The organism is Sinorhizobium chiapasense, assembly GCF_045277575.1.
In the GTDB taxonomy this organism is placed as follows: Bacteria; Pseudomonadota; Alphaproteobacteria; order Rhizobiales; family Rhizobiaceae; genus Ensifer; species Ensifer chiapasense_A.
This window is the reverse complement of record NZ_CP144207.1, coordinates 361,692-385,477: the sequence shown is the minus strand read 5'-3', so window position 1 is coordinate 385,477 and position 23,786 is coordinate 361,692. Positions and strand designations below refer to the sequence as shown.

General features: G+C 59.0%; 20 protein-coding genes and 2 pseudogenes. 20 read left to right on the top strand and 2 right to left on the bottom strand.

Translation table 11 applies throughout. The features are described 5' to 3' along the window. Positions 1–35 precede the first annotated feature (35 nt). On the bottom strand, positions 36–1,028 hold the full coding sequence (locus tag QM996_RS32970) for a sugar-binding transcriptional regulator (RefSeq protein WP_334141796.1): 993 nt from the start codon (positions 1,026–1,028) through the stop codon (positions 36–38). Positions 1,029–1,444: 416 nt separating this feature from the next. Between QM996_RS32970 and QM996_RS32965 the strand changes: the two genes are divergently transcribed. The 19 genes and pseudogenes from QM996_RS32965 to QM996_RS32875 all read left to right on the top strand — a co-directional run bounded on the left by QM996_RS32965 (position 1,445) and on the right by QM996_RS32875 (position 22,639). After that, complete coding sequence (locus tag QM996_RS32965) at positions 1,445–3,001, top strand: ABC transporter substrate-binding protein (protein ID WP_334141794.1); 1,557 nt, start codon at positions 1,445–1,447, stop codon at positions 2,999–3,001. A gap of 4 nt (positions 3,002–3,005) precedes the next feature. Beyond that, complete coding sequence (locus QM996_RS32960; protein WP_334141791.1) at positions 3,006–3,953, top strand: carbohydrate ABC transporter permease; 948 nt, start codon at positions 3,006–3,008, stop codon at positions 3,951–3,953. A 1-nt stretch (position 3,954) separates the two neighbouring features. After that, entirely contained in the window at positions 3,955–4,797 is an 843-nt protein-coding gene (locus QM996_RS32955; protein WP_334141789.1) for a carbohydrate ABC transporter permease, read from the top strand. A gap of 4 nt (positions 4,798–4,801) precedes the next feature. Continuing rightward, positions 4,802–5,845, top strand: coding sequence for an ABC transporter ATP-binding protein (locus QM996_RS32950; protein WP_334141787.1), 1,044 nt, complete (start codon positions 4,802–4,804; stop codon positions 5,843–5,845). Continuing rightward, complete coding sequence (locus QM996_RS32945) at positions 5,845–6,834, top strand: carbohydrate kinase family protein (protein WP_334141784.1); 990 nt, start codon at positions 5,845–5,847, stop codon at positions 6,832–6,834. Before QM996_RS32950 ends, QM996_RS32945 begins: the two co-directional genes overlap by 1 nt. 11 nt (positions 6,835–6,845) lie before the next feature. Further along, complete coding sequence (locus tag QM996_RS32940; protein ID WP_334141782.1) at positions 6,846–7,535, top strand: hypothetical protein; 690 nt, start codon at positions 6,846–6,848, stop codon at positions 7,533–7,535. Then, positions 7,486–8,190 (top strand): hypothetical protein, encoded by a 705-nt coding sequence (locus QM996_RS32935; RefSeq protein WP_500270549.1) that lies wholly within the window; start codon positions 7,486–7,488, stop codon positions 8,188–8,190. Before QM996_RS32940 ends, QM996_RS32935 begins: the two co-directional genes overlap by 50 nt. Positions 8,191–8,785: 595 nt before the next feature. Beyond that, positions 8,786–9,256 carry an IS66-like element accessory protein TnpA gene (gene tnpA / locus QM996_RS32930; protein ID WP_334141775.1) on the top strand — a complete coding sequence of 157 codons (471 nt, stop codon included), beginning with the start codon at positions 8,786–8,788 and terminating at the stop codon, positions 9,254–9,256. Then, positions 9,253–9,609 carry an IS66 family insertion sequence element accessory protein TnpB gene (gene tnpB / locus QM996_RS32925; protein ID WP_291165224.1) on the top strand — a complete coding sequence of 119 codons (357 nt, stop codon included), beginning with the start codon at positions 9,253–9,255 and terminating at the stop codon, positions 9,607–9,609. The genes tnpA and tnpB overlap by 4 nt, the downstream gene beginning before the upstream one ends. A 48-nt stretch (positions 9,610–9,657) precedes the next feature. Continuing rightward, a complete protein-coding gene (gene tnpC / locus QM996_RS32920; protein ID WP_334141772.1) occupies positions 9,658–11,232 on the top strand; it encodes an IS66 family transposase in 1,575 nt (524 codons plus the stop codon). Then, positions 11,229–11,795 carry a UPF0149 family protein gene (locus tag QM996_RS32915; protein WP_334141769.1) on the top strand — a complete coding sequence of 189 codons (567 nt, stop codon included), beginning with the start codon at positions 11,229–11,231 and terminating at the stop codon, positions 11,793–11,795. The genes tnpC and QM996_RS32915 overlap by 4 nt, the downstream gene beginning before the upstream one ends. Before the next feature lie 170 nt (positions 11,796–11,965). Further along, positions 11,966–12,568 carry an ANTAR domain-containing response regulator gene (locus QM996_RS32910; protein WP_334141766.1) on the top strand — a complete coding sequence of 201 codons (603 nt, stop codon included), beginning with the start codon at positions 11,966–11,968 and terminating at the stop codon, positions 12,566–12,568. Further along, complete coding sequence (locus QM996_RS32905) at positions 12,565–13,782, top strand: CmpA/NrtA family ABC transporter substrate-binding protein (protein WP_334141764.1); 1,218 nt, start codon at positions 12,565–12,567, stop codon at positions 13,780–13,782. Before QM996_RS32910 ends, QM996_RS32905 begins: the two co-directional genes overlap by 4 nt. A 313-nt stretch (positions 13,783–14,095) precedes the next feature. Further along, entirely contained in the window at positions 14,096–15,340 is a 1,245-nt protein-coding gene (locus QM996_RS32900; RefSeq protein WP_334141761.1) for an MFS transporter, read from the top strand. A gap of 17 nt (positions 15,341–15,357) precedes the next feature. Further along, entirely contained in the window at positions 15,358–17,808 is a 2,451-nt protein-coding gene (gene nirB / locus QM996_RS32895) for a nitrite reductase large subunit NirB (RefSeq protein WP_334141760.1), read from the top strand. Positions 17,809–17,812: 4 nt separating this feature from the next. After that, positions 17,813–18,148 carry a nitrite reductase small subunit NirD gene (nirD, locus tag QM996_RS32890; protein ID WP_334141757.1) on the top strand — a complete coding sequence of 112 codons (336 nt, stop codon included), beginning with the start codon at positions 17,813–17,815 and terminating at the stop codon, positions 18,146–18,148. A 215-nt stretch (positions 18,149–18,363) separates the two neighbouring features. Continuing rightward, entirely contained in the window at positions 18,364–21,018 is a 2,655-nt protein-coding gene (locus tag QM996_RS32885) for a nitrate reductase (protein WP_334141756.1), read from the top strand. Further along, positions 20,990–22,448: pseudogene (gene cysG, locus QM996_RS32880) on the top strand (siroheme synthase CysG). Before QM996_RS32885 ends, cysG begins: the two are co-directional and overlap by 29 nt. Further along, the gene (locus QM996_RS32875) at positions 22,448–22,639 is read left to right on the top strand and encodes a hypothetical protein (RefSeq protein WP_500270548.1); all 192 of its coding nucleotides are present in this window, start codon (positions 22,448–22,450) and stop codon (positions 22,637–22,639) included. The pseudogene cysG and the gene QM996_RS32875 overlap by 1 nt, the downstream one beginning before the upstream one ends. A 321-nt stretch (positions 22,640–22,960) precedes the next feature. Here QM996_RS32875 and QM996_RS32870 read toward each other — a convergent pair whose 3' ends face one another. Continuing rightward, complete coding sequence (locus tag QM996_RS32870; RefSeq protein WP_500270547.1) at positions 22,961–23,377, bottom strand: tripartite tricarboxylate transporter permease; 417 nt, start codon at positions 23,375–23,377, stop codon at positions 22,961–22,963. Between the two features lie 15 nt (positions 23,378–23,392). Between QM996_RS32870 and QM996_RS32865 the strand changes: the two are divergent. Further along, positions 23,393–23,654, top strand: a pseudogene (locus tag QM996_RS32865) (transposase); the annotation flags it as partial. Positions 23,655–23,786 lie beyond the last annotated feature (132 nt).

Sequence of the window (23,786 nt, the reverse complement as noted above, 5' to 3'; positions counted from 1 at the left end):
CAGCCTATTGATGCAAGAACAAAATAATGGGCTGTCTACGCTCGTTCGCGCTCAGGGCCTGCTGCCACCAAATTGAGCAGAGCGCCCGCGGTCTGTTCATCGGTCACGAAAGTTGTCGGCTTGATCGTAACTAGAGAGGCGCGAAGCGCCTCCAGCTTTTCCGGCCCTCCCGAGATCAAGACGCGTTCGGGGGTGCGCCGCAATCGCTCGAGATTGACCGATATGACCCGAGCGTTGACCTCGTGGTCAATGACATTCCCGTCCTTATCAATGAAGTTATAAAGAACGTCTCCGACTGCGCCGGCGTCTATTAGAGATCGACGATCTGCTTCAGTCAGATATCCTGTTCGATAGCTTGTGGTCAGTGCAGAGATACCGCCGACCGAAAGAAGCGCGACGTCCAGCTTATCCGCCATCTCAAAGATAGCGGCAAGGCCGCATCTTTCCAGCAACGCATGTTTTGTTTCGGGGCTGTCAACCACGGCTGGCGCTGTGACGAGGAAGCCTTCACCTTTAAACAGCTCTGCAAACTGCCAGGCAAACTCGGCGGGATTGAAACGACGGGCGGCAGAAATACCTCCGAGCAGCGAGACGACGCGAAAGTCATCAAGGGCGGCACCGGCAATAAATGGCAACGTGTTGTAAAGGGTGCGCCCCCAGCCTACGCCGACGATCATACCAGAACGCATCAATCCGGTGATCAGTGCTCCCGCTGCTGCCGCAATCACCTTGGTCGGGTCACCTTCAGCATCAGCGAAGGGCGCGACAATCACTTGCTTTATCCCGAAGGTCGTCTCCAGGCCCCGTTCAAGAGCGATCATATCGGAAAGCGGCGAGGATATCGTAACACGCACCTCATTACGGCGACGAGCTTCTGCAAGGAGTCGAACGACCATTACGCGGTTAATGCCCAATTGGGCGGCAATGTCGTTCTGCGTGTAATTCTCTATGTGATAGAGCCACGCCACTCGCGCCCGCAGCCTTTCAGACTCGCTCTGAATCATGACAACTGGAGGCGTGGTCTGCATCTAACTTCCTTCCGCATGTAGCAAACTTGGCGCGGATAACGCGATGCGGGTTGAACGACTCTCCCGCCAACTCACCGCTCTGGCGCCGAATTTGGATTTCCTGTCGTGTACAAGATTTATCTCGCAGAGGATAGATCGACTTCAGTGCCCATCGAATGGCAAGAATGGGGAACACCCGGAATGCCGCGCTGCACAAAGTTACGCATCAATGCCTAGATGTTCGCGTACAGACTCGCCAGACGCCGCAAAAAATGGATTGACAGCCGCCTAATATGAACACATTGTGTTTTCGAGTAGCAATTGTTCGTCATTGGGGCGGATGAGGGCTACGGCGGGGAGCGGAGTGGAGGCCGCACCAAAACAGTCTTGCCTCCATTGGCATTCAACTGATTTATTCAGATTGGGAGGAGTACAACGTGACAATCTTAAGTTCGGGCGTATCGCGCCGCGGATTCCTGAGGCATTCCGCAGCTTTCGGGCTCGCTGCAGGCGCAGCCTCGGCCCTCAGGCTTCCCGCGTTCGCGCAATCGGGTCTGCCAGATATCCAGTCCGTTTTGGACAAGATTTCCGTTAAGGATTATGTTCGTGAGGACTACCGTAAGCTGTACAAAATGTCGGACGATCCACTATGGGATCCAGCGAAGGACTGGATTCGTACGGTAGATTGGGAAAAGATTCGCTCGGAACAGAGCGGTAAGACCGTCAGATTTGCCGTAGGCGCTGCTGACCAGGAGTCCGCGGCAGAAGGGCTGAAGCCTTTTGAACAGCTGTCAGGCATCAAGGTCGAACTTGTTCCGATCCCCGACGACAGCTTTTATGACAAGGCGGTTTCCGAGTTCATTTCCGGCAACGCATCCTTCGATGCTTTGCAGTTCTTCTCGCCCTGGCTCGGAGATTTTGCAGGTCCAGGCTTCCTTGCGGATCTCAGCGAATATGCGGAGAAATGGAAGCTACCGCTCGATGACTTCTACGACACCTACCGTCTGAACTACGGCTACGTCGGCGGCAAGCTGGTCGGTATCCCGTTCGACTGCGACGTGCAGATGGTGCATCTGCGCAAGTCGATCATGGAGAAGATTCTCGGCGGCCCCATCGATCGAGCTCAATCCGTGCCGACCTACGACGAACTCATTCGGATCACTGCAGAAGCAAACAAGCTTGGTGGTGGCGTAGCCGGCGTCGGCTTAATGGCGGCCCGCGGTTTCTGGGCAACTTACACCTGGGAACATATCGCGGCGCAAGCCGGTCTTTCCCTGTTCGACAACCAATGGAATCCGCAACTCACCAGTGATGCCGGAATGAAAGCCATGGATATTATCATGGCTCTTCAGAAAAATGCCATCGAAGGCGTTTCCGGTGCAGGATGGGGCGAAAACCGCGCCGCCTGGCTTGGTGGCCAGGTTGCAGCAAACATCAGCTGGCAGGATAGCGGCACGCAAGCCATGCGGCCTGATCAGTCGAAGATTGTCGATGACTTCGTCACCATCTACGAGCCGCGGATTCCGGGCGGTGTATTCGCCCCGCCGAACATTGCTGGTTCCACCTCTTGCGTAGCAGCCACGTCGCAGAACCCCGAGGGCGCTTTCCTTATGCTCGCGTTCCTCACCACTTCGTCTATCATGGCGATGAACGAAGCGAATGCGAATGGCGTTGCTCCGGGCTATCGCTCAGTTCTCGGAAATGAACGTCTTCAGGCGGTTAGCCAACCCATGAAGGTCTGGGCGGACAGCCTGGAGCACGCATGGTGCGCGCCCCGAATTCCTGGGATGTTCGAAATGGAGCAGGCGCTCGGAAATGAAATCAACCGGGCGATCACCGGTCAGATTTCAGCCAAGGAAGCCCTCGAGAACGGGCAAAAGGCCTGGAAGAGTATCTTGGAGAAGAATGGCTTCTCCGGTGGAAACGCCCCGATCGCTTACGCGGAAGCGGAGCCGGGACTCTATGTAGGCAAAGGCAAGGCACTGCCTTTCTAAGATCATGACACATTCGACTCAAAGACTTGAATCGGAGGCGGCCTTTGCCGCCTCCACCGTAAAGGTACACGCAAGACCTCGTCCCCGCTCGGCTACCGCGAGGAAGGTCTTCCCGTATCTCTTGGTTGGACCTGCTGTAGCCTACCTGCTCGCGATTACCCTCTATCCAGGTCTATTCGCGATGTATCAAAGCCTCTTTGTCGTCAAGTTCGTCAACTGGTCTTGGGTGGGGCTCGGCAACTACACGCGGATCATTCAGGATCGCGAGTTCTGGGCCGCTTTGGCAAACACCGCCATCATCGGCGGTATCTCCCTGGCCCTGCAATCCGTGATCGCGATGGCTGTGGCCTTCTTCTGTTACCGTGACCCATTTGTTCGTGGCTGGCGCATCATTTTCCTGATGCCGATGCTGTTCATGCCGTCGGCAGTGGCATTCATTTGGAAGCTGGCTTTCAATGACGGCCGGGTAATCTCCGACATCCTCATGTCGATCGGAGTGGTCTCCAACAATGTCGACTGGCTTTCGTCCATCTGGCTTGCCAGACTTTCGCTGATCGTTGCTGACGTGTGGCAGTGGACGCCCTTTCTTTTCATTATCTTTGTCGGTGCTCTTCAGGGGCAGGACGAGGAAATCGAGGAAGCGGCCCGATTGGACGGGGCAAGCTGGAGCAGCATCTTCTGGAACATCTCACTGCCAATGATGAGGCCCATCATCGTGGTTGCCGTAACCCTGCGCGGCATCGACATCACGACAATGTTCACGAACGTCTACATCATGACCCAGGGCACACCAGGCGGCGCGACGGAGACGATGAGCTACTTCATCTATCGCCAGGGCTTCAGGATGTTCAATTTCGGATACGCGTCCGCGGCATCGGTGCTGATGCTGATCTTTACGATCGTAATCGCACAAACTGTGGTGAAACGCGCATTCAAATCCGGGAAATCATAACATGGCTAGCATCCGAAAAAGCGGCGGTGAAAGCCTCCTCCTTCGCTACATCATCCTTGTCGCATGGGCGCTCGTTTGTCTCGTTCCGATCATCTGGTTCCTGACAATCGGCTTCAGGCCGAGAACGGAAATCATTGTGCCAAGGCCGATCTACTGGCCCACCTGGAGCTTGGACGCCTGGCGCCTGCTCGTCAGCGACTGGCCCATAGCGTCCTATCTCCGAAACTCGGTCCTTGCAGTCGTGGGCTCAGTCGTTATTGATCTGATTTTGGCTATTCCCGCAGCCTTCGCGTTGGCTCGCTATGAGTTCCGCGGCCGAGAGGATATTGGTTTTTACATCCTGTCGACGCGGATGATGGCGCCGGCCATCGTCGCAGTGCCGATCTTCTTCCTGTTCAAGAATATGGGTTTGCTGGACTCCGTCTGGGCTCTGATGCTCATCTACGCGGCCATCAATCTCAGCCTCGTCACTTGGATCATTCGCAGCTACATGCTGGACATTCCAAAGGAACTCGAAGACGCTGCCCGTACCGACGGCGCAGGAGATCTAACCATTCTTTGGGAAATAATGATCCCGGCGTGCCTCCCCGGGATCATAACGGCTGCGGTGATCGCCGCCATCTTCGCAATCAACGAATTCCTCTTCACCCTCCTCATCGCATCGACCTCCAAGGCCTATACGATGTCCGTTGCGCTCGCCAACTTCACCGGTGGTTCCGACGGGGTGATCTACAATGCAATCGCGCTCGTCTCGTTCCTCGCATTTGCTCCGATCCTGATCCTCGTCATCCTGATCCAGAAGCATCTCTCGCGCGGCCTCACGATGGGCGCTGTGAAAGGATAATTCCATGGCCTCTATTGAACTTAAAAACGTCGTGAAGAGCTTTGGCTCCTTCTTTGGTGTTCAAGACGTGACCCTCGATATCGCTGATGAGGAGTTTCTCGTTCTTTTGGGACCGTCCGGCTGCGGGAAAACCACGACCATGCGTATGATTGCCGGTCTAGAGCAGCCCACCGGGGGCGAGATCCGCATCGGCGGCAACGTCATGAACGAAATCGATGCCCGAGATCGCGACGTTGCCATGGTCTTCCAAGGCTATGCCCTGTACCCAAATATGTCGATCTACGAGAACATTCGGTTTCCTCTGAGAATGAGGCGCATACCCAAGGATAAACATGACAGCCTCGTTCGCCGCGCGGCGGACATGGTCGAGCTCGGACCGTTTCTCGAACGCAAGCCTGGCGCGCTTTCGGGTGGCCAGAGGCAGCGCGCTGCACTCGCGCGCGCTATTGTTCGCCAGCCGCAAGTCTTCCTCATGGACGAACCGCTTTCGAACCTCGATGCAAAACTGCGCGCCAGCATGCGAGTCCAGATCAAGCACATGCAGCGCGACTTGAAGGTGACCACAGTTTACGTGACGCATGACCAGATCGAAGCCATGACGCTTGCCGATCGAATCGTCATCATGAACAAAGGGGTCATTCAACAGATCGGCACCCCCGATGAGATCTATTCGAATCCGGCGAATACCTTCGTCGCGGGGTTTATCGGATCACCCCCGATGAACTTGGTGTCAGGGTTGGCGCAAGGTGGAATCTTCTCGGCGCCTGGCGTGAAGGTCACGTGCCCAGCAATGCTCTCCGGTCAGGTTACCCTCGGTTTCCGGCCGGAGGATTGCCTGATCGGTGGCGAGAATCTCCAAGGCACCGTCTACGGCGTCGAGCCGACCGGCGACATCACCTATCTGTCCGTCCGTACCCCCGAGAGGACGTTTGAAATCAAAGCCGGCCGGGATTTCCGTGCGAAGATCGATTCCACCGTATCGATCGGGTTTGATCCTAGCCGGCTCTACTACTTTGATGGTGACGGCAACAGGATCGGAGGTCAGTGATGTCGGCGACCTTTGATTTCAGTTGCGTCGGCTTTTACACTTTCGATGCTCTTTGCCGACCGGTCGCGGATATCCCACCAGGAGGCCAAACCCTCTTCGTGGAAGACTTCACCCTGGCCGTGTCCGGCGCTGCCGGCTCCGCCGCCATTGTGGCTGCCAAATATGGCCTGCGGGTGCAAGCCGTCGGAGGAGTGGGCTATGATGACATGGGCGACTGGGTCCGCATGAAGCTCCAGTCCTTCGGCGTAGACACCACCATGATGCGTCGTTACGAGGGCTACTCAACGTCTTGCTCGATCGTGACGACGCGGCCGAACGGTCAGCGGCCGGCACTCCACAAGCGCGGTGCGACCGATGCATTCTTCGTATCGGATTCAGAAATAGATCGCGTTCTTGACACCAAGATCCTGCATGTCGGTGGCGTGGGTCTGATGAACAGGATGGATGACTGTGGGCGAACTGCTGAAATCATGGCTGAAGCGCGTCGCCGCGGTGTGATAACAACGCTCGATGTCTTCGCCTCAACATCCAACGATCTCCCCAAGGTCGAAGCCCTCTTACCCTACACGGACTATTTCCTTCCCTCTGAAGAGGAAGCTCAGGCCCTTTCAGGGTTGACCCGCAATCAGGATCTGGCGGATTTCCTTCTTAGCCGAGGAGCGAAATGTGTCATTCTGACCTTGGGAGCAGAGGGCGCATACTATCATGACGAGACGGGCCTGGAGTTCCACTCGCCGGCATTCCAGGTCGATGTGAAATGCACATGCGGGTGCGGCGATTGCTTCAACGGCGGGTTTGCGAGCGGCTTGGTAAAGGGGCTGTCGCCCCAAGATGCAGTCGAACTCGGCCAAGCGTCCTCCGCATTAAACGCCACCGGCTTGGGAAGTCAGGCTGGCGTGGCGAATTATGATGCGACTCGTGCGTTTATTAAAGCTACACCGAGGCGTCAATTGCAGTCTGATGTCGCGGCCCTGACAGAGGCGCACTGAGGTAGGTTGGCATGTCGCCCGATTTCGCTCCACAAACGACGCATTTGAAAGACGTGCTGAGGTCGTTGCGTTATGCACTCAGAAGGGGGCGTGACACGGTGAAGGAGACAGCCCCACGGCGACTCCCGGCACCGGCATCGGAGATCGCCCTGTCCGCGCTTGGTGAGATTGAGGTGCTCGCCCGCAACGTTGATCAATTTGCGTGCAAATTAGCACACTCACTCCTCGAGCAGTCGGCGAAATCCAAAAGCTTCCACGAAGTCATTGCTTCATCGCGGGCGCAATACGAATTTTCGGTCGCTTTCTATGAGACAATGAAGCTTGTATTGAGCCATCTCGGCGCCAAGAGAACGCTGATCAATCAGAGCGCCGCTCTGCGAGCCTTTGTACGAACGACTCGGTCCCAAGACGTCTACCAGCTTGCGGCCCAATTGACGTTGCACCTTGCGGATGACAGATCGATCACAATTGATCAGTTGGATGACCGGTTACCCGTGACGCGCCCCGGCATAATTGTCGTCGCGGTTTTTGCCGGGATGCTCTCACTGCTCGCGGAACCGGATGACGCCGGCAGAGAAGCGATGATCTTTGCCGCGACTGATATAGCGGTCGCTCTTCAAGAGAAGATCCTGGATCTTTATCAGGAGAAAGATGGCTCTGCTTTGGCCGCGCTTTTTGAACGGTGCGCCAGCCATGTTTGATTTGTCGCGATCGGTGCACAATCTACCCCGAACCAACAAGCCGTTAAGGGTGGCAGTCAGGCAGTTGCATTGGTTCAAGGCAGCCTTTCATGCACACGCCGTGTTTTGCGGCGAGGCGATGGGTTGCGACTTCGCCATCGATGACGTCAAGCTAGCAGGAGCATTTGTTCGCTGGCTGGATAACATCGACCGCCAGAAGCCGAAGGAGAGGACGGAGCGACGCGAGTTTTTTCAATTTGCGCCGTCTCTCGTACTGCGCGAACTCGTAGCGGATATGCCAATCAAGGCAATACGCGCTCCTACCGGCGTTGACCCGAAATCACCAGCAGCGTTCTGGCCTGAAGGATATGTGGCGACGACTTTTTGCCTGTCGGTCTATGCTGCCACGATGGGGCAGGAATTTCACATGGACGTCCATGTGAGCCAGATGGTCGATGATCTTCGAAGCTGGTGGTCGTTTCGGGAAAACGCGAGCCAAGACACCGACTACGCGGCCGGCTTTTTTCAGATGTTGCTAGGCAACGACCCCAATTGGTGGATGCCGAGCAGTTTCAACGCTCGCACCCGTCCGGTAATTGATGAGCCCGCAGCCGAAGCTGTAGATTCGGCCGAATGTGGACCCGTGAGGGGAGTACCTTCCGCGAAGGATCGGTGAGGTCATACAGGCTACCCCCGGGCCTGTGCTCGCCATGTCTCAATATTGGTCATTGGGCCTTCTCTCCATTCGCCGCCACTCGATCCTAGCGAAACTCATGGGCCACATGAGACACATGCAGGCGGACTGAGGGGATCTTGAAGGACCGCACTCAACCCCGATTGCTGCAAAGCTATCGATCGATAGAATGGCCTCTCACGCTCGGTGCGAAGCGTCGGCGCAATAGCCTACCGCGGCTCTCGACGATAACTTTACGCGTTTTCAGAAGCACAACCTTGCAATGTAAGGAACCTATTCGGGCAGACATGCGAGAGGCCGCTTCGCAGCGGCCGCACTCAAGGTGTCCTGCAACTCGACCGAAGACTGCTCCCCGCGGCTTTTTTTGCAAGGCGTACCCAAATCAAGGATTCAGACCTTCCCTCCTCGGAGATTTGCCTCCAACCTCCTTCGGCAAAGATTGTAAATCCTGGGCTTGGAAGGGAGGGGGCCTGCTCGGTACCCGAAACCGCTATCCGTGAGCGCGACGAACATCCCACCTTTCCTTTTGTGATTGAGGCCGCGAGATAAGCTCCTTCATCGACAGGAGCGGAACGGAATGGTTGGAGATCGCGCTGATGCCATGCTTGAAGTCATGGATGAAGGCATGCATGAAGCCAGGCATGAGGGAAAGTATCGTCGGATCGAGGTGATCACCGGTCGACGCCAGCGGCGGAATTGGACTGACGAGGAGAAGGCGCGGATCCTTGCGGAAAGCGCAGAGCCCGACGTGAACATCTCGGCCGTTGCCAGGCGCTGGGGCGTCAATCGCGGCTTGCTGAACGTCTGGCGTCGGGAAGCTGGGCTGACCTCTCGTCGCTTTGCCAAGACCTGCGCGCAGCAGGCCGTGTTCGTGCCGGTGACGGTGGTTGGCCATCGAACGTCTCCCGAGAGCTCGCCATCGGATGTCGCCCACTACGCCGCGGGTCGTATTGAGATCGAGTTTGCCGGGGCACGCATGACCGTGATCGGCTCGGTGGCGCCCGAGTTGGCGCAGGCGATGGTGGCGGCTTTGCGAGCACGCCGGTGATCGGACTTTCGCCGAATGGCGTGAAAATCATGGTGGCGACGCAGCCGGTCGACTTCCGGCGCGGCATGAATGGCCTGGTGGCCCTGGTGGCGTCAGCGCTTGCGGCCGATCCCTATTGTGGCGACGTGTTCGTGTTCCGCGCCAAGCGTCTCGATCGCCTTCGCTGCATTTATTGGGACGGATCAGGCATGATCCTGGCGACGAAATGGCTTGAGGCGGGCAAGTTCGTTTGGCCGCCGATCCGCGATGGCGCGATGCAAATGAGTAGCCAGGAGTTCTCGCTTTTGCTGGCCGGCATTGACTGGACGCGCGTCAAACGAAACGCAGTAAAGCGGCCGACGAAAGCAGGCTGATCCTATTGGTTTTGCTTGAAGATTCAGGCTTGTATGGTAGGGTCTGCCATGCCGCTTCGACCCGACCCCTTGCCTCAGGATGCCGCGCAATTGAGCCGGATCATTCTCTCGCTCGATGCAGAGAATGCCGACCTCAAGGCGCGCGTTGCCTTCTTGGAGCAGCAGCTCTTTGGGCCGAAATCGGAGAAAATGACGACGCTCGACCCGACCCAGGCGACACTCGACCTAGGCGATCTCAGCCCCATTCCCGAGGCGGCCAATAATGATGTCGCGCCCGTCGCCGAGGAGACAACGCAGGCTCGACGGGCGCCATCGCGTAACATCGGTCGTTTGCCCAAGCACCTTCCCCGGTATGACGAGGTCATCGAGCCGGAGAGCAAGATATGCCCGTGCTGTTCGTTCGAACTGCATTGCATCGGCACGGATGTCAGCGAGGCGCTCGACATCGTGCCGGCGGTTGTACGGGTGAAACGGACGCTCCGACCGCGCTATGCCTGCCGGGCATGCGAAAGCGTCATCGTGCAAGCGCCCGCGCCGGCGCGTGTGATGGACGGCGGCATGGTGACCACGGCCTTCGCTGCCCATGTCGCCGTTTCGAAGTTTGCCTGGCATTTGCCGCTGCATCGCCAGGCGCAGATGCTTGCCTCCTGCGGCGTGATCATCGATCGCGGCACGCTCGGCGCCTGGGTGACGCGGGTCGCCTGGTGGCTCGAGCTTCTCTACGACGCACTTACCGCCTTCATCCGCTCCCAGCCAAGGGTGTTCTGCGACGAGACGCCGCTTCCGCGGCTCGATCCGGGGCGCAAACGCACCAAGCTTTGCCAACTTTGGGCGCAGGCGGTCGACGATCGGCCATGGAATGGTCCGGCGCCGCCGGCGGTGGCCTATATCTTTGCCGAAAGCCGCAGCGCTCGTGAGGTCGAGGGGCAACTGTCGTCGTTTGCCGGCGTGCTTCAGGTTGATGGCTATCAAGCCTATAAAACCTTGGCCAAGCGCCGGGGAAAGAGCAATGTCGCGCCGCTGCGGCTGGCCTTCTGCCTTGCCCATGCGCGACGCAAGTTCGTCGATGTCGTCAAGCTGAGCGGCTCCTCGGAGGCGCTGTCGATCTTGGCCAGGATCGCCGAGGTCTATCGCATCGAAGCGAAGATCCGAGGCGAGAATGACGATACCCGGTTGAGGGTGCGGCGTCGCGAGGCAGCGCCCATCATGAGCGAACTGAAGGCCCAGCTCACCGAACTGAGCGACGAGGTGTCGGCAAAATCGGCGCTGGGCAAGGCCGTCACCTACACGCTCAACCACTGGAACGGACTGGCAGCCTTCCTGGAGGATGGCCGGATCGAAGTGGACTCCAATGTGGTCGAGCGTTCGATGAAATCGGTGGCCCTGACGAGGAAGAATTCGTTGTTCGTGGGCAATGAGCGCGGTGGCAAGACCTTCGCGGTCCTGGCATCGCTCGTCAACACAGCAAAGCTCAATAGTGTTGACCCCGAGGCCTGGTTAGCCGATGTGCTGGAACGCATCATCTCCGGCAAAGTGAAAGCCAGCGAGATGGAAAGTCTCCTCCCTTGGAACTGGAAGGCTGAGCGCGAGGCGATGACAGAGCAGGAGCGACGGGCGGCATGACGCACAACAACCAGGGCATGACGACCGCACGACCGAAGCTTGATGATGAGGCGTTCGAGGCGTTTATCAGGGCACGTCGTCCAGCATCGCCAATCTGGTCAATGAGCGGTCTCGATGGTTATCTTACGGCTCTCATCATCGGCCCGAAGTTCATCGACCCACGCAAATGGATCCCGGAACTGACCGGTCCGGATGCGCTGAACCTGCCGATGGAGACAACAGAACATCGGGCCGTACAGACGATCGTTGCTGAGTATAACCGCATCTCGGCGAGCCTTTCCGAAACACCGAAAGACCATCGGCCCAGGTTCACCAGGATCGATGATCAGACCTTTGATCAGTTCGATTGGGACCTCTGCTTTTTGTTGGGAACAGGATACGCGCCGAGGCTTTGGCAGCCGGTCCTTCGAGGTCATGCCGGGACTGGCGATATCATCGCGCCCATCCGCAGGCTCGGCGAGACAAAACGAAAAGCGACCCGCCAGGATGCTGCTGACGTCGCCGAAGCACTCGTCAATATCCGAACCTACTTTATGCCGAAGCGGGCAAAACAGAAGTTCTGACCGAGAGCCAGAAACCTATTTAGTCAATCACGAAAGCCGTGGGCCATTCGTTGCGCTCACCGCTATCCGGCGTCGGCCCGCAGTAGTCGACCGCTTCGTTTAGCGAACGTTTTGTCCTCTTCAACACCAGTTCCGCATTTGAATGTCAGCAAACCTGTGTCGTCTGTTTTATGAAACCTAGCAGCCTGAACGTACTGGTCATCGATGAGAACCGCATTCGCGCATCCGTCATTGAGGACGGGTTGCGGGACGCGGGATACGTTCGGGTCACGATCATCGCCGACATGAATGGTCTTGCCAGAAGGATCACCGAGATCGATCCTGATGTCATTGTCATTGATCTCGAAAATCCCAACCGGGACATGTTGGAAAGCATGTTCCAGATATCGCGCGCGGTTAAACGGCCTATCGCCATGTTCGTAGACAAGTCCGACGAAGCATCAATCGAAGCTGCCGTGGACGCCGGCGTCTCAGCATACATTGTCGACGGTCTTAAACAGGAACGCGTGCGTCCTATCCTCAAAATGGCGATCAGCCGTTTCAATGCGTTTTCGCGACTGAGCCGTGAGCTTGAAGACGCACGGGGCGAGTTGGAAAACCGCAAATTGATCGATCGTGCCAAAGGGTTGCTGATGCGCACCCGTGGGCTTTCCGAGACGGAGGCCTATGCCTTGCTGCGACGCACGGCGATGAGCCAGAACAGGAAAATCGTCGAGATCGCTCAAAGCCTTATCACTGCGGCAAGCCTGCTCGACCCAGGAGCGGACGCATGAAGAAGAACCGGCATGAAATCACGGCGGGTTTCCTGCCGCTTCTCGACAGCGCTCTTTTGGTCGTTGCCAAAGAAAAAGGCTTTGCAGAAGTCGAGCAGGTGGACCTCACGCTCGTGCGTGAGCGCTCCTGGGCAACGGTCAGGGACAGATTGGCCGTGGGACATTTCGAGGTAGCCCACATTCTTGCGCCTATGCCGATTGCCTGCAACCTTGGACTCACGGCGCCCGCACCGCGAATGATCGTGCCGATGGCGCTTGGGCTCGGCGGAAATGCCGTCGCGGTTTCGGGCAACCTTTGGTGGAAGATGGTTGACAACGGTGCAGCCGGCGATCTCGACGCCCGCTCAAGCGGCGCCGCCCTGCGGCAAGTGATTTCACAGCGGACAGGAGACCGGCTTCGTTTCGGTGTCGTGCACCCCTATTCCGGACATAACTACGAATTGCGGTACTGGCTTTCTGCGAGTGGCATTGATCCCGACCGTGAGGTCGAGATCGTGACCCTGCCTCCTTCGGATATGGGGGACGCGCTGAAGGCTGGTTCCATCGACGGCTATTGCGCTGGCGAACCCTGGAATACGTTCGGGGTTGTGAAACGTGGAGCATATCTGGCGACGATCAAGGCAGCGATCTGGAAATCCAGTCCGGAAAAGGTACTCGGGGTGAACGGCCGTTGGGGCGACAGTCATCCTGAAGCGCTCGCGGCATTGCTGAGGGCGCTCTACAATGCGTCACTCTGGTGCGCCGACGCGGCCAACCATGAGGAGCTTGCCATGTTACTCTCGGGGCCTGCGTACATCGACAAGTCCGCGGACTGGCTGCGTCCCGCCCTGACGGGCGAACTTAGAATTGGCGGTCGCAACACGCGAACAGTGAAGGATTTTTTCGTACCGAACGCTAAAGCGGCGACGTTTCCGTGGAAGAGCCACGCACTCTGGTTCTATACGCAGATGGTTCGCTGGGGACAGGTCGAGCATACCGCCCCCCATCAACGGGTCGCAGGCAATACCTATAGACCGGATATTTACCGGAATGCCCTTAAGACACTCGGTCTCGCGATGCCGGCCGCTAGTTCCAAGGTGGAAGGCGCGTTGCGCATCGAGACGCCGGTCGGCTCCAGTGGCGCATTGACGCTCGGCCCTGACGGCTTTTTCGACGGTAACCTTTTTGACCCCGATCGCATCGAAGAATATCTCGCTGCCCAAAAACAGCTGTGACTTCTGCCCATAATCTATGCAGTGCACAATTTTTAGCACCGTCAGCTGAGTATGTTGGTTACTGCCTTAGTCAGTTCGGGCAGGATTTCCCCCCAAAACGCGCGAAACCATACCAATTCTGAAACTGGCATGCGTCTTGCACAATAGTTTCTGAGCCGAAAGGCCGCACAGCGTCCAACGACGGGCGCCTCAAGCAAAGCCGCTGAGCAGGATATCCCCGTGCACTTTTGTGCGCGTGTCCTGACGTGCGGCTTTTCGCATTTCTGACCCTCAACGTTTCATGGGCACGACCTTGTCGGGCCGCGGAGAAGTCATGTCTAATTCTAAGAGAAACTGTTCGATGTATGCCGGCGAACCAGCGAAAGCGCTGTGGATTTCCACGGCTGCTTTCACCGTCTGTTTCGCGGTCTGGACGATCTTTGCGATCATCGGTGTTCGCATTAAGCAGGACCTCGGCCTCTCCGAGGCGCAGTTTGGTTTGTTGGTTGGCACGCCCATCCTGACCGGATCCGTCGTCCGTCTCGTCCTTGGAATTTGGACTGGGCGTTATGGTGGCCGTTTGGTCTACACGCTCACCATGCTGGCTTCGGCACTGGCGACCTTCCTGCTCAGCTATGCGACAACTTATACGGAAATGCTCATTGCAGGCCTAGGTGTCGGTCTCGCCGGAGGATCCTTTGCGGTCGGGGTTGCCTATGTTTCACCCTTCTTTCCGCCAGAAAGACAGGGAACGGCACTCGGCATCTTCGGCGCAGGAAATGTCGGCGCTGCCGTCACGAAGTTCGCAGCACCGTTCATACTGATCGCCTGGGGGTGGCAGATGGTAGCCGAGATCTGGGCCCTTGTCCTCGCGGCAACGGCAATCATTTTCTGGTTTTCGACCACCGACGATCCTGCATTCCGTGAGCGCCGTGATCACGGCGTCGTGTCCAAGAGCCTCCTGCAGGAATTCGCTCCGCTGAAGAATGTACAGGTCTGGCGCTTCTCGCTCTATTACGCCTTCGCCTTTGGCGGCTTCGTCGCCCTGGCGCTGTGGCTCCCGCGCTATCTGGTCGGCGTCCATGGCTTCAACCTCGAAGTCGCAGGCATGATCGCCGCCGCCTATTCCATACCCGGCAGCATCTTCCGCGCCTTTGGGGGCTTCCTGTCCGACAAGAAGGGCGCGAGAAGCGTGATGTATGCGATGCTGCTTGTTTGCGGCGCAGCGACCCTTGTCCTTTCACTACCGGCGGCGGCGGTCACTCCTTCCCTCTTCATCGTCGTCATCTTCGTGCTCGGGTTCTTCATGAGCCTCGGCAAGGCGGCCGTCTTCAAGCACATCCCGGCATACTATCCCGACAGCGTCGGCGCCGTCGGCGGCATCGTCGGCATGATGGGCGGACTTGGCGGCTTCTTGCTCCCAATCGCCTTCGGCCTCCTCAAGGACATGACCGGCCTGTGGTCCAGCTGCTTTCTGCTGCTGTTTGCGATCATCGCGATCTCCCTCATCTGGATGCACCTGTCCGTAATGCGGATGGAGCGCCAGGTGCTTTCCTCGGCGGCAGCAGCAACTGCCTAATCTAGGGACTTGGAAATATGACCCAAAAGCTCGTCATCATTGGCAACGGCATGGCGCCCGGGCGCATGCTGGAGCATCTATTCGAACAGGCTCCCGGACAATATCAGGTCACGATCTTCAACGCTGAACCGCGCGTCAACTACGACCGCATCATGCTCTCGCCAGTGCTTTCGGGCGAGAAGGACTACGAGCAGATCATCATCCACGGCGACGGTTGGTACATCAAGCATGGGATCACGCTCTACAAAGGCCATAAGGTCGTTGCGATCGACCGCGCGAAGAAGACTGTAACCTCTGATCACGGTGTCACCGAAAGCTACGACAAGCTCGTCATCGCGACAGGTTCCGTGCCCTTCATCATTCCGGTCCCGGGCAAGGATCTGCCCGGCGTCATCACCTACCGCGACCTCGACGACGTGCAGGCAATGCTGCTTGCCGCCCAGTCGCGCGAAAAGGCCATCGTCATCGGTGGCGGTCTGCTCGGGCTTGAAGCGGCCGCTGGCCTTGCCTCTCGCGGCATGGACGTCACCGTGCTGCACGTCATGCCGACGCTGATGGAGAGGCAGCTCGATCCAGCCGCCGGCTACCTGCTGCAAAAGGCCGTCGAGGAACGCGGCATCAAGGTCATTTGCAAGGCCAATACCAAGGCCATCGTCGGCGACGGCAAAGTCGAAGGCATCGAGCTCGATGACGGTCGCATCATCCCGGCAACGCTGGTGGTGATGGCAGTTGGCATTCGGCCGAATGTCGGCCTTGCCAAGGACGCCGGCCTTGCGGTCAATCGCGGCATCGTTGTCGACGACGGCATGATGACCTCCGACGGCGACATTCTGGCTCTTGGCGAATGCGCCGAGGTCGGCGGCATGGTCTACGGTCTCGTCGCACCGCTCTACGAGATGGCGCGTGTCGCCGCATCGCACCTGGCCGGCGACCGCTCGCCCGCCTTCGTCCATTCCGACACGCCGACGAAGCTGAAGGTCACCGGCATCAACCTCTTCTCGCTTGGCGACTTCGCCGATGGCGATGACCGCGAGGAGATCGTGCTACGCGATGCAGCCGGCGGTGTCTACAAGCGGCTGGTGCTCAAGGACAACCGCATCATCGGCACGGTGCTCTATGGCGAGACGGCCGACGGCGCTTGGTTCAACGACCTGAAGAAAAAAGCCACCGACATTTCCGCCATGCGCGAAACCCTGATCTTCGGCCAGGCCTACCAGGGAGGATCTCCGCTGGACCCTATGGCGGCCGTTGCAGCCTTGCCGGATGATGCGGAGATCTGCGGCTGCAACGGCGTCTGCAAGGGCAAGATCGTCCAGACAATCGGAGCGAAGGGCCTGACCTCGCTCGACGACGTGCGGGCTCACACCAAGGCGTCCGCCTCCTGCGGCTCCTGCACCGGCCTTGTCGAGCAATTGATGTCGCTGACGCTGGGCGATAGCTACAATCCGGCCGCCGTCCAGCCGATGTGCACCTGCACCGAGCTTGGCCATGACGACGTGCGCCGGCTGATCAAGGCCAAGGGCCTGAAGACAATTCCCGCCGTCATGCAGGAACTGGAGTGGAAGACCTCCTGCGGCTGTGCCAAGTGCCGCCCTGCGTTGAACTACTATCTCGTCTGCGACTGGCCGGACGAATATGCCGACGACTACCAGTCGCGTTTCATCAACGAGCGCGTCCACGCCAATATCCAGAAGGACGGCACCTATTCGGTCGTGCCGCGCATGTGGGGCGGCGTCACCAACGCCCAGGAATTGCGCGCCATTGCCGATGTCGTCGACAAGTTCGAGATCCCTCTGGTCAAGGTGACCGGCGGCCAGCGCATCGACCTGCTCGGCATCGAGAAGGAAGACCTGCCGGCCGTCTGGGCCGATCTCGGCAAGGCCGGCTTCGTCTCCGGCCAGGCCTATGCCAAGGGCCTGCGCACGGTGAAGACCTGCGTCGGCTCCGACTGGTGCCGCTTCGGCACCCAGGATTCGACCGGCCTCGGCATCCGCATCGAGAGGTTCATGTGGGGTTCCTGGACGCCGGCCAAGCTGAAGATGGCGGTCTCCGGCTGTCCACGCAACTGTGCGGAAGCCACCTGCAAGGACATCGGCGTCATCTGCGTCGACTCGGGCTTCGAGATCCATTTCGCCGGCGCCGCCGGCCTCGACATCAAGGGCACCGAAGTTCTCGGGCTGGTCAAGACCGAGGACGAGGCGCTGGAGCATATCGTGGCGCTGACGCAGATGTATCGCGAACAGGCGCGTTACCTCGAGCGTATCTACAAATGGACCAAACGCGTCGGCCTCGACGAAATCCGCCGCCAAATCATCGGCGATGCCGAGAAACGCAAGGCCTATTTCGACCGCTTCGTCTTCAGCCAGAAATTCGCCCAGGTGGATCCCTGGTCGGAGCGCGTCTCGGGCAAGGACAAACACGAGTTCCGGCCGATGGCGACGGTCGGTTTTTCTGAAGCTGCGGAGTGAGGTGATGGACATGAACTGGCATCCGATCGGCGACATCTCCGACATTCCGCTGAGGGGCGCGCGCTGCGTGAAGACGCCCCAGGGCAAGATCGCGGTGTTCCGTACCGCCGAAAACGACGTCTTCGCCATCGAGGATCATTGCCCGCACAAGGGCGGGCCGCTGTCGCAGGGCATCGTCCACGGCGCGGCGGTGACCTGCCCCTTGCACAATTGGGTGATCTCGCTCGAAACCGGCAAGGCCCTTGGGGCGGACGAGGGCGCGGTGCGCACCATCCCGGTGCGCATCGACGGCGGCGCGCTGTTCATCGCACTCGAAAGCCTGCTGGTCGCGGCGGAGTGAACTCATGAATGATACCGTCCCTCGTCCTGTTCCGGCTGGTGACACCCCGCGCGCATCCTCATCCCTGTGCTTGTCACAGGGATCCAGCGGCGTCGTGTCTACGGCGCGAAAAAGTCCCTTCACGCGAACGAGTTCGCGTGGACGGATTCCTGTGAGGAGCACAGGAACGAGGGCGGAGGGGCCAGGGAAATCCCGTTCAGCAGTGGGGGCCGGCAATGTCCTCTGAGACGAGAACGACCTGTCCCTACTGCGGCGTCGGCTGCGGCGTGATTGCAACGGTCGATGACAACGGCGCGGTCGCGGTTCGCGGCGACGCCGATCACCCTGCCAATTTCGGCAGGCTCTGCTCCAAGGGTTCGGCGCTTGCTGACACACTTTCCATGGATGGGAGGGCGCTCCACCCCGAAATCCATGGCAAGCGTGCGGACTGGAATGAGGCGCTCGATCTCGTCGCCCAACGTTTCGCGCAAACGATCACTGAACACGGGCCGGACTCGGTCGCATTCTATGTCTCGGGTCAATGTTTGACCGAGGATTATTACGTCGCCAACAAGCTGATGAAAGGCTTCATCGGCTCGGCCAATATCGACACCAATTCGCGGCTTTGCATGGCCTCCTCGGTCGCCGGCCACCGCCGCGCCTTCGGCTCGGACACGGTGTCCGGTTGCTACGAGGACCTGGAACTCGCCGATCTGATCGTACTTGTGGGTTCGAACCTCGCCTGGTGTCACCCCGTCCTCAACCAGCGCATCCAGGCGGCAAGACAAAGCCGACCGGAACTGAAGATCGTCACCATCGATCCGCGCCGTTCGGTAAGCGCCGATCTGGCGGACACGCACTTGATGATCAAGAGCGACGGCGACGTTGCCCTCTTCAACGGGTTGCTTGCCCATCTCGCCGGATCGTCGGCATTCGACAACGATTACACAACGGCCCATACGATTGGCTTCCAGGATGCGCTTGAAGCGGCGCAAACCAGAAGCATGTCGGATATCTCGGAGGAAACAGGCCTATCGATCGCCGAACTGCGAGCCTTTTATCGTCTGTTTGAAACGACGGAAAAGGTCGTCACGTGCTACAGCCAGGGCGTCAATCAATCGACGATTGGCAGCGACAAGGTCAATGCGATCATCAACTGTCATCTGGCAACCGGGCGCATCGGCCGGCCGGGCATGGGCCCCTTCTCCCTGACGGGACAACCGAATGCGATGGGCGGGCGCGAGGTGGGCGGACTTGCCAACATGCTGGCCGCGCACATGAACATTGAGGAGGAGGCCGCGCGTGATCGCGTGCAGCGCTTCTGGAATTCGCCGACGATAGCGACAAGGCCCGGTCTCAAGGCTGTCGAGATGTTTGAGGCCGTCGCCGACGGCCGCATCAAGGCGCTGTGGATCATGGCCACCAATCCGGTCGTTTCGATGCCGGATGCCGATCGGGTGCGAGACGCCATCCGCAACTGCCCCTTTGTCGTTGTTTCCGATATCCAAAAGAACACCGATACCGCCGCCCTCGCCCACGTGTTACTACCCGCCACCGGCTGGGGAGAGAAGGACGGAACCGTCACCAACTCCGAGCGCCGCATCTCCCGCCAACGCAATTTTCTGGATCTGCCCGGAGAGGCAAGACCGGACTGGTGGCACATGGCAGAGGTTGCCAAGCGCATGGGCTTCGACGGCTTCGACTACAACAGCCCTGCCGAAATCTTCACCGAGCATGCCGCTCTTTCAGGATTTGAGAACGACGGCACCCGCGACTTCGACATCGGCGCGAAAGCCGGGATCTCAGCTGATGCCTTCGAGGCCTTGACACCGTTCCAATGGCCGCATCGTGACGGCACCCCCGAAGGCGTCACGCGTTTCTTTGCCGGTGGCGAATTCTACACGCCCGACCGCAAGGCCAGGTTCATTGCTGTGAAATCCGAGCGGGAGGAGCGCTCGGGCAAGGATACACCCTTCATTCTCAACACCGGTCGCATTCGCGACCAGTGGCACACGATGACCCGCACCGGCAAGGCGGCGCGGCTCTCGTCGCATCTCGCCGAGCCCTTTGTCGAAATCAACCCGGCAGACGCTGCCGAACTCCTGATCGACAAGGCCGGACTGGTGAGGCTGGAGAATGCTTTGGGTTCCGTCGTGCTTCGAGCACTGATCACGGAGCGGCAGCCGCGCGGCAGCGTCTTCGTGCCGATGCATTGGAACGACGATTTTGCGGCCAATGCGCGGGTGACCACCTTGCTGGCGCCACGCACGGACCCTGTTTCCGGCCAGCCGGCGCTGAAGAATATTGGCGTCAAGGTCAGACCTGCCGACATCGCGTATTACGGCTTTGCGGTTGTCGCCTCGCGCCCCGAGCGACTGGACGCGCCTTATTGGGCGATTGCCAAGGCGGAAGCCGGCTGGCGCGTGGAATTCGGCTTCGACAAGCCGCTTGAAGATATCGAAACGTGGTGTCGTGATACCTTCGGTCTTTCTGACCGTGGCGAGCATCTCGCTTATGCAGACCGCCCGACGCAACAGCAACGTCATGGTTTCTTTGACGGAGAACAGCTGTTGCTCGCCTTTTATGCAGCACCAGAGCCTGTCGGCGTATCGCGCGACTGGGCCGTGAAGCAGCTCAGCACTCCATTGGAGACGGTTCGGGCTCGTTTTGCAGTTCTTGCCGGCCGGCCGGGTGCGGACCAGATGGACCCCGGCGCCACCGTCTGCTCCTGCTTCTCGGTCGGCGTCAACCAGATCATGGGCGCGGTCGCGGGCGGCTGTCATACGGTCGAAGCGATCGGCAAGCACCTCAATGCCGGAACCAATTGCGGTTCCTGTCGTGTCGAAATCAAAGGGATTATCGATGGTTGCCTCCGTCAAGCCGCGGAATGATCGACAGGAGCGTATCGCCCCGCTCGCTTCGCTACCGCTGTTCTTCGATCTCAAGGGGAAATCCGTGCTGGTCGCCGGTGGCAGCGACGGCGCAGCGTGGAAGGTTGGCGGCAGCGGGTGCGGAGGTCCATGTCTTCTGCCCGACGGATCAGCTTTCGGAAGTCTTTCAGGAAAAGCTTGATCAGTTTGTCCACCATGATGCGCTTTGGCAGGTGGCGTACTTCAAGAGCTTTGCTTTGGCTGTCGGCGACTGCGAGACCGACGAGGAAGCATGTGGCTTCCACGATCGCGCGGCAGCCGCCGGAATTCCCGTCAACGTCATCGACAAACCGGAATTCTGCCAGTTCAAGTTCGGCTCGATCGTCAACCGTTCGCCCGTTGTGATCGGCATCTCGACCGATGGCGCCGCTCCCATCCTCGGCCAGGCTATCCGCAGGCGGATCGAGACGCTCCTCCCGCAGTCGCTCAAATCCTGGGCTCAACTCGCGCAGGCCGTTCGTACCTATGTGACGGACACCCTCACCTCGGTTCAGCGGCGAGATTTCTGGGAACGTTTCGTTGATCGCACCTTTAAAACTGGCGAGCCAGGCGCGGATACAGTGCCGGACCTCATCGCAGATGCCGATCGTATCCGAAGCAATGCTGGCACTACCGGCCACGTTACACTCGTGGGCGCTGGCCCGGGCGACGCCGAACTGTTGACGCTAAAAGCCGTGCGAGCCCTCCAAGCTGCCGACGTGATCCTGTTCGATGACCTTGTTTCCGGCGAGGTTCTGGAACTTGCCCGCCGCGAGGCAAAACGCATGCTGGTTGGCAAACGCGGCGGCCGCGAAAGTTGCAGGCAGGAGGATATCAACGCGACAATGTTGGCTTTCGCCAAGGCCGGCAAGCGCGTCGTTCGCCTCAAATCGGGCGACCCGATGATCTTCGGCCGCGCTGGCGAAGAGATCGCCCATCTCGATCGCGAGAATATCCCCGTCGACGTTATCCCCGGCATCACGGCAGCAAGCGCCATGGCCTCTTGTCTCGGTATCTCGCTCACCCACCGCGATCGCGCCCAATCGGTACGCTTCGTCACCGGCCATTCCCGCCATGGCGGACTGCCCGCCGACATCGACTGGGCGGCCGTCGCCGATCCTCGTACGACAACCGTGTTCTACATGGGCGGCAGGACAGCACCGCTGATTTCCGAGCGGCTGATCAGCGAGGGCCTGCAGCCTTCTACTAGGGTGATCGTCGTAAGCGACGTCAGCCGGGCCACTCAGCGGGAATGGCATGGCAACCTCGCGGAGCTTGCCGGCGGCATGGAGAAGATCGGATATGAAAGTCCCGTCCTGATCGCCGTAGGCGACGCTTTAGCAGCCCGCGGAAATGCCGCGGTGGACGCCGGTGGCGTCGCCGGAGCTGTGGGCCAGGCAATGTTTCAGTGATGGCGCTGGGCCTGATTTCACCGGTATTCCTCGTCCTCGCGATCGGCCTCAGTTGGAACCGGTTCGCGTGCGTTTTCAGCAGGGAGTCGGGCGCTGCGCTGGCGGCCGCGCCGCTTACCCCCGCAGCCACCGCCATCAGCCTGTCGGTCTTGGGGCTTTCGCAGGCAACACACCATGGTTTGGATTCTTGATCGTAGTGGCCGGCGTGCTCATCGGCTCGACCATGAAGAGACAGCCTGCCGGGGTAACCGTAGCTCTATCTGCGATCAGCCTCGCTGCGTATCTGCCTTTCTCTCCGGTACCTTAAGCCGCGCGTTAGCCAAAGAGTTTGCCAGTCAGCGAGAATGACTGAAGAATTTCGCTTGACCGTTACGACCGTAGTGAAATGAAACGGTTCGAGGATGCCAAGCGCCAACGACATCCGGGGTAACGCGCCTCGTGGAAAGGGGCGCGGACCCGGGGTTACACTTGCGTTCCTTGTATTGGCCCGCCACGAGATTTCGATCAGCAGGCTACTCCGCGATGGCCTCTTCCTTTCGCCGGCGGATGTTTGGCACGATCATCGCGGCCAGCGCGAGCAACACGGCGCTCACGGGGCGTTCAATGAAGACGCTGACGTCACCCCGCGAAAGGACCATTGCTAGCTTGAGATATTCTTCCAGCATCGGACCCAGGACGAAGCCGATTAACAACAAAGCCGGTTCGAATTCAAGCTTGATGAGAGCATCGCCGATCAAGCCGAAAGTTACCGTTTGGTAGACATCAAAGGCGGAGTTGTTGACGGAATACCCTCCGATACCACAGAAGACGAGGATCGCGGGGCAGAGGTACTTATAAGGTACCTTCAGCAAGGAGACCCAAACGCCGACGAGAGGCAGGTTGACCTTGCCCCGTTGAAATAATCCATTTTGAAGTAAGCTCTGGCCCATTGAGAGGACCAGAGAATGAAGCGCAACCGTTTCACAGACCAACATTATCGGCATTTTGAAGGAGCACGAGGCGGGCACGCCGGTGTCGGAGCTTTGCCGCAAACACGGCGTCAGCGATGCCAGCATCTATAAATGGAAGGCCAAGTTCGGCGGCATGGACGTGTCCGAAGCCAAACGGCTGAAGACGCTGGAGGACGAGAACACGAAGCTGAAGCGGCTTCTGGCGGATGCGATGCTCGACAATGCGGCTTTAAAAGACCTTTTGGGAAAGAATGTATGGTCCGCCCCGTGCGTGCAAGGGTTCGCGACGTCGCAAATGACGATTCCAGTTGCGTAAATGTATCCTGCCTCTCGCGAGTGGACTGCTGTTGCAGCCAGGCCATGATGAGATCCGCGCACGCCGTTCCCA